The 13,273-nt window shown below is 35.6% G+C and carries 7 protein-coding genes; 4 read left to right on the plus strand and 3 right to left on the minus strand.

All coding sequences use genetic code 11. The annotated features are described in order from the left end of the window. Positions 1-5: 5 nt before the first annotated feature. The gene (locus C1A06_RS12195) at positions 6-3,086 is read right to left on the minus strand and encodes a SusC/RagA family TonB-linked outer membrane protein (protein WP_101690490.1); all 3,081 of its coding nucleotides are present in this window, start codon (positions 3,084-3,086) and stop codon (positions 6-8) included. A gap of 445 nt (positions 3,087-3,531) precedes the next feature. Here C1A06_RS12195 and C1A06_RS12200 point away from each other — a divergent pair, with 445 nt between their 5' ends. After that, entirely contained in the window at positions 3,532-4,416 is an 885-nt protein-coding gene (locus C1A06_RS12200) for an AraC family transcriptional regulator (protein WP_101690491.1), read from the plus strand. A gap of 170 nt (positions 4,417-4,586) precedes the next feature. Here the strand turns inward: C1A06_RS12200 and C1A06_RS12205 are convergent, their stop codons facing one another. Beyond that, complete coding sequence (locus C1A06_RS12205) at positions 4,587-6,074, minus strand: hypothetical protein (protein ID WP_245872062.1); 1,488 nt, start codon at positions 6,072-6,074, stop codon at positions 4,587-4,589. A gap of 467 nt (positions 6,075-6,541) precedes the next feature. Between C1A06_RS12205 and C1A06_RS12210 the strand changes: the two genes are divergently transcribed. The 3 genes from C1A06_RS12210 (at position 6,542) to C1A06_RS12220 (ending at position 12,496) form a co-directional block, all read left to right on the plus strand. Further along, positions 6,542-8,227, plus strand: a complete 1,686-nt coding sequence (locus tag C1A06_RS12210) for a helix-turn-helix domain-containing protein (RefSeq protein ID WP_101690492.1) — start codon at positions 6,542-6,544, stop codon at positions 8,225-8,227. Between the two features lie 364 nt (positions 8,228-8,591). Then, a complete protein-coding gene (locus tag C1A06_RS12215; RefSeq protein WP_101690493.1) occupies positions 8,592-11,159 on the plus strand; it encodes a DUF8696 domain-containing protein in 2,568 nt (855 codons plus the stop codon). Positions 11,160-11,485: 326 nt separating this feature from the next. After that, entirely contained in the window at positions 11,486-12,496 is a 1,011-nt protein-coding gene (locus C1A06_RS12220; protein ID WP_145996403.1) for a hypothetical protein, read from the plus strand. Here C1A06_RS12220 and C1A06_RS12225 read toward each other — a convergent pair. Next, a complete protein-coding gene (locus C1A06_RS12225; RefSeq protein WP_101690495.1) occupies positions 12,493-12,909 on the minus strand; it encodes a lipocalin family protein in 417 nt (138 codons plus the stop codon). The genes C1A06_RS12220 and C1A06_RS12225 overlap by 4 nt on opposite strands. Between the last annotated feature and the right edge of the window lie 364 nt (positions 12,910-13,273).

Consider the following 13,273-nt stretch of genomic DNA (forward strand, 5'->3'; position numbering starts at 1 on the left):
TTATTTTAAAATCCTAATTGAAGACCAAATGATATTGTACGCGATAGCGGGTAGCGTCCATGATCAACACCATATGACAAAACACTATATTCGCCTGGTGTTTCTGTAGAAGTACCTAAGTCTGGAGAATATCCACTGTAACTTGTGATTGTAAATAAGTTCTCAAAACTTGCATATACACGTAGATTATCCAATTTAATCTTACTCAATAATTTTTTAGGTAAAGTATAACCTATATTAAGATTTTTAAGACGGAAATACGAACCATCCTCTAACCATCTATCCGAGTAGGCAGCTCCATTTAAACTGGTTCCTGACTTATCAAAGCGAGGTACACTTGTATTGCGATTATCCTCTCTCCAAGATTTAGTTACGTTGTAACCTAAATTTACATCCGAAATTTTACCTGACTCAGTTCTGAACGCAGGATAATTGTATATATCATTACCAAGTACTCCGTCGAAAAACAGGTTGATATCAAAACCTTTCCAGTCAGCACCAAGTCTTATACCAAATTCGAATCCAGGGAAAGGGCTTCCAATAGAATGTGTATCTAGCTCATCTATCTTGCCATCTCCATTGTAATCTACAAATCTTTGGTCTCCAGGTACTGCATTAGGCTGAATTAAACCTCCTTTATCATTTACATAACTGTTTATTTCTTCCCAGTTCTGGAAAATACCATCTGACTTCAACAGATTAAAAGATGTCATTGACTCTCCACGTTTAAAAACCGTAATACCACCATTAGCATTACCATTAGCTGTGAAACCAGCTAAAGATTCGTTGATATTAACTCCGTCCAACTGTAGCCGTTTTACTTTATTAGTTGATAGCGTAAAGTTTGTACCGGCATAGAAGTTTACATCACCAAAACGGTCATTATAATCGATATTAAATTCCAATCCTTTATTATCAATTACTCCGACGTTTTGCCACGAACGAGCTCCTCCTCCTAAACCTTCAGAAGGTGCATTCTTTACTTCAAGCAAAACATCTTCGGTCTTTTTAATGAATGCATCGGCCGTAAGGCTAACTTTCCCATTTAAGAACATTAGATCGAAACCTACATTATAAGTTTTCGTAGTTTCCCAAGTCAGATTTTGTGGTGATACTGCAGATGCTAAAGGAAGTTGACCATACCATGGAGATATACCTTGCGTATAATATGATCCTTGTTTAACAGTACTTTTGGTCGGATAATATCCATTTACTTGTTCATTACCTAATTCACCATAACTCATTCTCAATTTCAATTGGTCGACAAACGATCTAATTGGTTTTGCAAATTTTTCTTCATGAATATTCCAGCCAACAGATACCGATGGGAAAACTCCGTAATTGTGTCCATCGCTAAAACGAGAAGAACCATCTCTACGAATTGATGCAGACAATAAATAACGGTTATCGTATGAGTACATAATACGTCCAAACATTGATAACATTGTATGTTCATTGAGACTACTTGTAGCTTGTTGCGATCCTGTCCCAGGCATTGTAGATACTTCTGAGTTTATATCGGTATTTTTGCCCCATAAGCCCCTTATCCTATCTTTTTGAGAAGAATAACCTGCTAATACATTCAAATTATGTACGCCAAAGTCTTTAATATATGATAAGGTATTTTCTAACACCCACGAATCTGAAGATGATGAACTTTCTTCCATAGTTGCTACGTCACTAGCTCCCCATACACCTAAATCATGAGCGTTTTTGCGATCTATTACCGAGCCTCTGTTTTTACGCAGCCCAATATTGGCTTTATATTTCAATTCATCAATTATTCTTAACTCTGCATATGCATTAAGTAAAATATTTGTGTTCTTATCTTGAATTTGATATACGTCTTCTATCAATGCTAAAGGGTTAGGGCTCTTCACACTATTTGGGACTCCCCATCCACCCATATTTTCAGAATTATATACAGGCATTGTTGGAACAGCTTCCAATATACTCCATACTGTATTCTCATCTGAAGAACCATTATTTTTAGAATGCTTCATGATAAAAGTTTGTCCTATCTTAAGTCTATCACCAAAGAATGAATAATCAGATTTTAATCTAACATTATATGATTGGCTATCAGTATTTCTTATAATACCTTCTCTATCATTATAATTGAAAGAGGTACTATAGGTTGCTGTTTCAGATCCACCGGATATTGTAGCTCCGATGTTATAATTAAAAGCTGTACGATACAAAACATCTTGCCAATCGGTACCCTTACCTTGGAATATTGGCTCTATAAAATAGCCTTCATCATCTCTTATTCCTCCAAAACCATCAGCATTCATTTCAACGACATGAGCAAAATGGCTCCACTCATTTGCATTAAGCATTTGTATTTTCTTAGGAAGCATGCTGATACCACTTGATAGATTCATTGTTAATTTTGCAGGAGAGCCCCTCTTTCCTGATTTTGTAGTAATTATTACAACTCCAGCTGCAGCTCTTGATCCATATATTGCTGCTGAAGAAGCATCCTTCAAAACTTCTATCGAAACAATATCGTTTGGACTAACCATAGATATATCACTAATTGTTCCATCAACAATATAAAGAGGCGAATTATTAACAAGTGAATTGACACCACGGACAACAATACTTGGTCCATTAGCAGGGTTACCATCCGACCCTACTACTGAAACTCCAGGTATTTTACCTTGTATAGCTGTACTTACATCATTGTACATATCAACATTCATTTTCTCTGCTGATAAAGAGCTTACAGCCCCACTAAGGTGGCTTTTCTTCACAGTACCATATCCGATGACTACGACTTGATCAAGAAGCACGTCGTCTTCGGACATTACTACATTTAAGATCGAAGATGTTACTTTGATCTCTTGTTTCTTAAGTCCTACTTGCGAGAAAATCAAAGTTTCGCCAGTAGTCACATCAATAGTATACTTACCATCTAAATCTGTTACAGTCCCAACAGCTTTGTCTTTTACCTGGACAGTAACCCCTATTAGAGGTTCACCTGTACTATTCTCTGTCACCGTACCCGAGACAGTTATGTCTTGTGCAAACAAAGACATAGAAATAGTACATAACATTAATAACATGTAAATTGATTTTTTCATAAATGAGATTAGGTTTATGATATTAAATTAATTATTCTAGTTAACTTGTGATTCGCTATCATCATTAGTAAAACAATAGCGTTATATTATTTCAAGATCAACAAAGTCTATTCAAGTCATTAGACTATCGAAATAGTATATTGTATTCAGTTTTATTTTGTTAATACAAATTTAGAGAAAGGCATATAACTGCACAAATGCTATTTTATCCAAACATGATACAATATTATCAATGAAAAAAAAGACAGCATCACTAATTATTGATTAATCAGCTGTGTATTAACCCATAATCCGCATGGAACATTATTTATATACTAACTATCGAAAAACATAGCAGATACTTTCTTTCCATCTAATAGAATTTGTATCTTGCAGAATTGTTTAATAAACCTGAATAAGAAAGGTTGATTTCTATATATCAACTTGACATGATATCCGAATAACTATGAAACTAGCAAAAGTCCTTTACGAGAAAACACCATTTACTGAAGCCGATTGTTTAACCGTTTTTTCGAGAGTAAAAAGCGAATTTAATTTTCCTCTTCATACTCATGAAGTATATGAGTTAAATTTTGTTCAGAATGCCTATGGAGCACAACGTATTGTCGGCGATAGTATTGAAATTATAGATGAATTGGATTTAGTCCTTATAACCGGATCTGACTTAGAACATGCTTGGTTTACACATGAATGTAAGTCTGAAAAAATAGAAGAACTTACCATTCAGTTCAGTAAAGATTTATTTAGCGACACTATACTAAATAAAAAATCATTCAATAGTATTTCCCGCTTATTGCTAGACGCTCAGAATGGAGTTGTTTTTGATAAGAAAACTATAGAATATATTAAACCTAGATTTGATAAACTAGCGAAAGAAAATACTGGCTTTTATGCAATAGTACAATTGTTGACAATCTTATATGAATTATCTATCTCTCCAGGCTCAAGGGTGCTAGCCAGCACCAGTATTAATGGTCATCAGACAGATTTCGATAGCAGGCGTATAAATAATCTTTACTCATTTTTTAATGAGAATTATATGAGAAATATCAAACTGGAGGAAGCTGCCAATGTGGTCAATATGTCCCAAGTAGCTTTTTGTAAATTTATGAAGAAACATACAGGAAGAACTTTTGTAGATTCATTAAATGAAATTAGGCTGGGACATGCTGTTCGCCTGCTAATCAATACAACAGAGACAATCTCTGAAATATGTTTTGCATGCGGATTTAATAATCTATCTCATTTTAATCGTCTGTTTCTAAGGGAAAAGAAATGTACCCCAAGTGAATTAAGAGAAAATTATTGGAAAAATCGTATTATTATTTAAATTGAGTCCGATTAGAGTGAATTTGCTAATAAGTTTAGAGACATAAACACTTAATCCGAAGGTTACATTAGATTCTGAAGTTCAAACAAATCTATTAATCTCTCAACCAGATATCAATCACAAAAATGTTTTATAAAGTATCCAATACAGAGATTAATAGAAATTCGCTACTATTCGACATCTACATCACTAAGTATAGTCCAGCCATTTAAGTCTAGTTGCTTATTGACTGCAATCTTTATGCCCGGAGTGTTATTTAGGGTTTTGTCTACTATGGCCAATCCCCAGCGATATCTTCCTGCAGGAATATTATCAATATTTATACTTAATGTATACTTATAATCTGCATCTTTGAGCCACGTTGATGGTTCAGCCTCATTATCAATCCATATTTTCACAGCGTTTCCAGCCTCGTCAAGGAGAGCAAATGCAGGTTTGTATTTATAATTCCATTTTATATTATTATTTGGTAAATATCCAGTTGCTCTATTTACCCATATATGTCCGATCTGAGCATTGCTACCATTGCTGATTGTTACTGGAACAGAAATTTCATTCGGATAAAATCTATAGCCGGCATTAACTATGAATTGTTGAACTAAGTCAGGAGCTCGTTCGGTCCACCCCTTAGTTTCTACAATCTCTCTTAAGTCCAATGTATTGAAATGATTGTCTACAGCTTGTTTGTATGTTAGCTCATACACATCGCGCCATGTCTCTAATTTATGTTCTTTATCCGACGCAAATGGACGGTAATCGTCTGTTGATCCTTGCCACCAACAAGATTCGCCCACCAGAAGAGTTCTGCCAAACATATCGGATGTGATTTTCTGCTCTTTCTCGCCGAACCACATACTACCCAGTCCGTCACGCCTCATACCGTATCCTTTTTTATCTATTGCAATAGTTTTTTCGGTTTCGAATCCTACCTGATTGTCAAATGGTAGTAAGGGGATTACTCGTTTAAAGTTAGATGTATATAAAGTTGTATACCAATCAAAAACCTCTATAAGCTTTGTTTCATCCATTAGCTTTATGCCATGGCACTCGCCCCATGAGCCCAAACTAAATCCATCAATGAAATCCACAATTGTTGGATCATCATATTCTTTGGCAAAAGCTGTTACAAATTTGGCGAGTTTTTCCTGAAAGATGGGATCGTCAGGATAGGGAGTCCATTTGTTTTCTCCTCCTCCAGTTACAAAATAGCCTTTAGCACCCGCTTTCTTTACATACTCTGGTGTCCCTTGCCTAAGATTATCTTGGCTATTATCATATACTCTAAAACATAGTTTCAGACCCCGATCTTTTGCTCCCTGAATAAGTTTTTTAAAGTTGTCGTTATACAACCAAGCATATTTCCCTTCTTCTGGCTCCATATCCGACCATCTCCAACGAACATAGAAAAAAGAGGCAAAAGCGTGTGCTGCTTTATCTTGTGCCGTCCAATACTCTTCTGCTTGCTGCACTTCGCCATTCGCGTCGTCATACAGCCCCCATCCCATACACGGATTGCGTAATAGGGAAACTGAATCTTCTTCTAAAAAAACAACGCGATTACCACTTATGCCAAAATTGTCCGGCTTGCTATTTGAACAGTTGTAGAAAAATAACAGGATTATAATTTGTACGGAGTATACAATAGCTCTATGTTTCATTATTAGATTTATTTTTAAAAGTATAATGGATTAACTTCGTTTTTCTTATATGAGTATTTCCTCTTGTGTATTTGAATGACGTATTAGTGATTTCTGTTTTTTCTATTATATATTATAGGATGTCTTTTTAATCAAAAAATCCCTAGGGACTCTGCCCTGGAGGTATTCATTTCTTATCTAGAAAAAACTATGTTTCTCAACAAGCTGTACAAACTTACATAAAAAGTATGATTTACAAGAACCTATTTAAATTTTATTCGTTTACAATGTTGGAGCATTGCTCTTTTAAAATCAGGAAAAAACGGACCTTGATCCCATACCTGTACCAAAGAGTCCCAAATACGGAAAATCAAACCCTATATCTGTAATACACTTGTATCCAATAAAATAATTTAAATTGTTTATATTTTAATATTATACTAATTTTGCAATCTTTGTACTCAATAAGTCACATTATTAAACATCACATGCAAAAATCAATAGGTTTATTGATAATTTTATCATTATCGTTCTCGCTACAATTATTTTCTCAAACCTCTGAAATAGACAGTTTAGAGCAGCAGATAGCAAATTCTGATGGAGAGCGGAAGTTAGAACTGATGTTTGATTTACATAAGCATTATCAATTTAGTTCCGAATTAATGGTTTTAAGCGAACAAGTTAAAGAGGAGGCTATTAGGCAGAATAATATGAGATATCTGGCTGCAAGTTATAGTTTAAAAGCCAGATACTTTACTGTGAATAATAATATTGACAGTGTTGTATTTTATGCAGAGATATCAAATCAAATATATGAAAAGTACAAGATAAAGAACCCCAATCAGACCTATTACTATATCGGTAAAGTGTATATTAATAATGGTTACTATGAATTAGGCATACACAATATAAAGAAATATTTAGAAGCGACCAATAGTATAGACTCATATGCCACATTAGCAGAAGCATATCTAATGACAAGAAAATACGACTTAGCAAAGGAAACTATCCTTAAAGCCATAGATAATCTTTCTTCTTTTCAGGGGCAGATATTGCCAAATGCCGAACTTACGTTCTATGATATACTCACAATTGCCAATATTTATTTGAAAGAGTACGAAGAAGCTTTAAATACTTGTTGTGTAATGGAAGAACTCGTGCGAGAATTACAAGGAACTTTACACGAAAGTATTTCTGTTTATTATAAATATCACATCTATAATAATTATGCAAATATTTATGTAAGAAAAGGAGATGTTGAAAACACTAAAAAATATTTAGATAAAGCGATGCAAATGCCAGATAGTGATTTCAAAAATTATAATAAGCATGAAACTATTACTATTTTGGGAGAATATTATCTGTTGATAAAGGACTATAACAAAGCTCTCAGTAATTTAGAAAGTGCTTTAAAATACTTTAAAGAGGAGAGCCCTGACAAGGCGTTGGTTACAGAACTTACAGAGTTAAAAATTAGAGCGCTTGAAGGCTTACAAAAATACAACGAGGCACTTCATCTACAAAAAGAACTATCACAACATAAAGACTCTATCTATAATATTAATATGCCATTACAAATACTAGCTTTATCGAAAGATTATGAAGCTAGATTGTTCAATCTTGAGAGAGAGAAAAACGAAGCTCAATTAACAAAAAGTAAACTCATCATTATAGCTCTAATAATTACATGTTTATTATTATTCTTGATCCTTTATATAGTTCATAGAAATAGTAAAGCTCAAAAAGAAAAAAATTTAGTGCTCTTGAGAAGATATACCGAGATCGATGGATTATCAAATAGTCAAATTCAGAAAGACGATCCACAGAAGCAAAATACTCTATATCTCGAAATTGAGAAATATATGAAAGATGGAGAAGCATATAAAAAAGTTGATTTAACTAGGGAGGATGTAGCAAAAGAATTAAAAACCAATTGGAGATATGTTATTGAGGCTATAAGAGAAGAGACAGGACTTGCTTTTTTGGATTATGTAAATAGATATAGATTGAATTATGTACGGAAAAGACTTCTGTCTGATAATACTATTCCCGTAAATATTATTATTTTTGATTCAGGGTTTTCCTCGACTTCTACATTCTATAGGCTTTTTAAAGCCGAATTTGGTATGACTCCAAATGAATTTAGAGAAGCCCAAAATGACCTTAAAAATTAAATATTAGAATCTAAGTATACTCTATATTTTATAAAAGTTCGTTCTCGTAATGTCTAAAAGCGTTACGAGAATTTCTTTTTTGTACTAGACTAAAAGTCGTAATTGCAAAATGAATACAAATTCATGCAGTTATTTAAACAATCGCATCAACTTAGCTATAAGCTTATTACATATTTGGGATGCTGTTTTTTTCGTATTTGGGATACCTTTATCCTAATATGGGATTCTTTAGTACAGCTATAGGACTAGGATACTTACCCTTCCACATTACATTTGTCCTTAATTCATAACACAAAATTATTCGAACAAAAATTCATCCTACGTATGGACTAATATACGTCCATAATAAATCAAATTCATTGCAATGAAATTCTTTACAAAACTCACTTTTATATGCTTGCTAGTAGCATTGAACACATTTTTTTTGCAGGCACAAGTAACCATTGGATCCGGAACAAAGCCTAATAAAGGGGCTTTATTGGATCTAAAAGAAAACGATGCTTTAGGAGCTAACTCTAAAAAAGGGTTACTCTTGCCTAGAGTAAACTTAAAGTCTTTAACTATAACCAATAATAGTAATGACTTAAAATCGACGATTGATAAAGCGTCAGGAATAGACGTATGGAATCCTATTGATCATTCTGGGTTAACAGTATATAATCTGACCGATGCAGGAGAGCTTTGTCCTGGAATATATGTGTGGAACGAGAATATATGGATGAGGATTCAGGGACCTTGTCCTGATAGATGTGCTGTTCCGGCTATCACAACTCATCCGACAAGTGCAGCTATCTGTCCTGGAACAACACGTACACTAACTGTTGCAACTAGTGGAACATCTCCATTGACTTATCAGTGGCAGAAAGACGATGTGAATATTGCAGGTGCTACGACAGCTTCTTATGGAGCAACAACAGCAGGTTCATACAGATGTGTTGTTACTAATACTTGTGGCACAGCTACATCTAATGTGGCTACAATAACACTCAATGCTGTTCCGGCTATCACGACTCATCCGACAAGTGCAGCTATCTGTCCTGGAACAACACGTCCACTAGCTGTTGCAGCTAGTGGAACATCTCCATTGACTTATCAGTGGCAGAAAGACGATGTGAATATTGCAGGTGCTACGACAGCTTCTTATGGAGCAACAACAGCAGGTTCATACAGATGTGTTGTTACTAATACTTGTGGCACAGCTACATCTAATGTGGCTACAATAACACTCAATGCTGTTCCGGCTATCACGACTCATCCGACAAGTGCAGCTATCTGCCCTGGAACAACACGTACACTAACTGTTGCAGCTAGTGGAACGTCTCCATTGACTTATCAGTGGCAGAAAGATGGCGTGAATATTGCAGGTGCTACGGCAGCTTCTTATGGAGCAACAGCAGCTGGTTCATACAAATGTATAGTTACTAATACTTGTGGAACAGCTACATCAAATGTGGCTACAATAACACTCAATGCTGTTCCAGCTATCACGACTCATCCTGTAGGAGGTGAAATTTGTCCGGGAGGTACTACACTTGGGCTTAAAATTGCAGCTAGTGGAACATCGCCATTGACTTATCAGTGGCAAAAAGACGGTGCGAATATTGCAGGTGCTACAACCTCAACCTATACTGCTACAACCGGTGGAAGTTATAGATGTGTAGTCTCTAACACTTGCGGTACGGCAACATCTAATTTGGCAACAGTGACAGAAAATTGTGGAACTTTTGAAATTACAAATCTAAAAGCTAAATATGTAATGGATGGACAATCATATAGTTTTACGATGAATGCTTCAAGAGATTGGAAAGCGACTATAAACAAAGGAGCAGCAATTACAGATATTACTAATACAACAACTGGTGTGGCAGGGCAATTTACATACACTTTCAAGATGGCCATAAAAGAAGATGCTGATGCTACTGCTACAATAACTTTCGAACATAAGTCAGGTGGTGGAACAAAGAAAGTTGTAACAATAAATGGTGAAAAACTTTATTTAATGGTACCGGGAACATTCAAGGCTACGGTAGATGGTTGGATAGGAGCAAATACAAGTCAGACAAAAGAGACTTTAGCTATATCTTCTAACTCTACTCTTCCTATAAGCTGTACATCACTTCCGTGGGCTGTCGTTGAAAAAAATGCAACTTCAGGAGCGCATACTATGTATGTGGACTTTAATAATGAGAAGGTTGCTCGTTCGGGGGTTATTTCAGTAACCAATGGAGCTACAACAAAACAATTCTCGGTTCAGCAAGAAGCATTAATCTTTGACTTAAAATATAAAAATTTCTATTTTTATTATACCTACAGTGATGATTTAGATCCTATAGTAACAACTAATTCGAAAAGGGTAATTACTCATAGACCGGATGCTGGTATCACAATGATTCGACCAGTTTCATCAAATCCGAGTGCGAATCAAAAATACATTGCGGTATATGCAAATAGTGGCTCAACAGTCCGAAAAGCTACATCTCAATATGGACTATATGGTAAAACAGCCAATGGAACATCAGTTTTTGCTCCTCTGCAGCAAGTAAATGTTACACAATATGGAGGTCCTGCGCAAAATGCAGCATACGTTGTGAATAATGGAGTTACCGAAGGACCACTTGCAGCCTCGATATATGCAGAATCAAGCAAAGGTGGGAAAATCAGAGTATACATAAAACCCACAGGCGGTCTGAAATTTGTGAAAGCAGCATTCGGAACAATAACAGGTAGTAGTAATGGTAAGGTTACATTAGATGCGCAAGGCACACTAGCTGATGGCTCTTACTATGCAGATTTGACTGTAACACCTGGAACTGTAACAGGTTTAGGGGATCATGTTTTCCCATTGGTATTCACGATGCAGCAGATACCATACGACCTTAGTCCTAGTACACCATCGACATATACATTCACTATTCGAATTACAAGAGGATAAATATAAACTAAATCTTAATTATCTCCCTTAATTGAATTAAGGGAGATAATTTATTATGCTATCTTCCCATCCTCCATTTCTGATGAGTCTCAAGCCTCCGATGAAGATTAGAACTTTAAACGCAAAAAATGGAACAATTACACTATGTTTAAAAGCCAAAACACTTAACACCTAGTGGTAAACTTTAGTTTAGAGACATACGTCCTACATCTAGCAATTAGCGAATTAGAAGCTAAAAGAGTATAACTGTTGATCAGGGAAATGGATTTTACTATTTTTTGATCGGGATACTCAATAGTGAAGATGAAGAGGGGAACCGTTCAATTATGGAATTATTTGGTCTGACCGAAATTTATCCCGGACGGATAAATACCGACAGAATTGTTTCGACTGATGGAGATAGCTATCTGGATTTGGCCAAGAATGAATTTAAGCTGGGTAATGACGATAACGGCTTAGACTGGAATATAAGCGAAAAGGACACGCTAACGCTATCGAATGCCACAATACGCAAGGCGCTGAATGTGTACGGCGAGGCTTTTATAGCCGGTTTTTTGTTCTCAAATCAGGTTATAAAATCGAAAGCAACAACGGGCGACCTTAACGCGATGGTTCTTGATGGGCTAAATGGTTCTTTGCAGTTCAACAACCAGACGAAGCGATGGACTGAAGATGGCGACGAAGAAACAAAAGATCAATACATACGACTAGACTCAGGAAATGATGCAAAAGTAGAGGCTTACAATATAACAGATGGCGACTATGCAAGCTTATCATCTCAAGGTGTATTTGCGAACCGCGCGGGTATTGATACGCTGTCAGCTTCTACGGGTATATCTATGAAAGCAGCAGTCGCGGCGTTAGGTTATGGGAAGATGGATAAAAATATGTGGAGTAGCAATTACGGAATTGTAGGCGTATTCGGCACGGCTTCAAACAGTTCAAACAACCCAGCCCCAGCGTATGGCGGCTATTTTGACCAATTAAGAATAAACGGGCAAAGTCTTAGTATGATAAGCTTAAGTGGCAATGGTGGAGAAACGACTAGGCTAACCCGAAATACATCTTTTGTTTTGGGTAATTCTAAAGGTGTGCAACATGTTTATTTGCCAACAAATGCTTACAGAGGTACAGTTATTTGGTTCAAGCAATGGTGGACGGGCTACATGCGCATATATGCGCCACTCGGTCAAAGGCTATTCGACGACAGCACGGAAAACGAATATATCGACGTTGGCGAAGGCTGGACTGCTATGTGCGTATATATTGGCGAGTGGACGCCAGTAGGATCAGTAGATTCTTATGGTACTTGGATGCTAAGTAAATTTAAATTTTAGTTTCTACTATAAATTACTATTTCTGTACTTGATACTAAAACGAGCTCTATGTTTTTATTAGTAGAGTTTATTTGCAGTTTATAGTTTTGCCCATCACCCATGATGCCGTCACCATATATGGTTATTTTATCCTTGTCACGTTTCCATGTATGATCGTTATAATCTTGCGAACATCTTTTATGTAGTGCACTTCCGTCCGCCTTAAACTCATAAGTGATTTTTGAAAGGTCGCAGCCAAGATTAATAGGGTTGTCGTTTCTGTCGGTTGCTCTGCTTAACGTGTAAGTTCCTGCTATCTGCTCATTGGTTAAGTTTAAAACTGGGTTTGTATTATCGGGGCTTTCGCTATTGTCATCAGAGCATGATAATAACATGAAAAAAGGGATTAATAATAAAAGTGAGATATTTTTCATAAAGTTGTATCTATTGATTATTTTTTCAAAAATAAAAAAAGATATTGACTAAGCAAAACTATTATTCAAATAACGAGTAGTCTGAAAATGGCTATTCGTTATTTATTTTCTGTATTGTCTGTATCGTGAGAGATTTACTATCAGTCATCATTGTAAATAATACTTGAAAACTACCCCACTAATCTACTTGAAAAGTATACCACCTGAGGAAGTAAAATGATCAGTTTTAACAGTTTCTTGATTGTTAAGATTCTTTATTTTATTAACAAATACTCACATTATAAATTCCTTTGTGTATGATTAAAACACAGAGGATAAAATGATTAAAATGGTGGATAGACAACAAATTATACACATGTATCGA

It is taken from the genome of Dysgonomonas massiliensis, from assembly GCF_900240225.1.
Taxonomy (GTDB): Bacteria; Bacteroidota; Bacteroidia; order Bacteroidales; family Dysgonomonadaceae; genus Dysgonomonas; species Dysgonomonas massiliensis.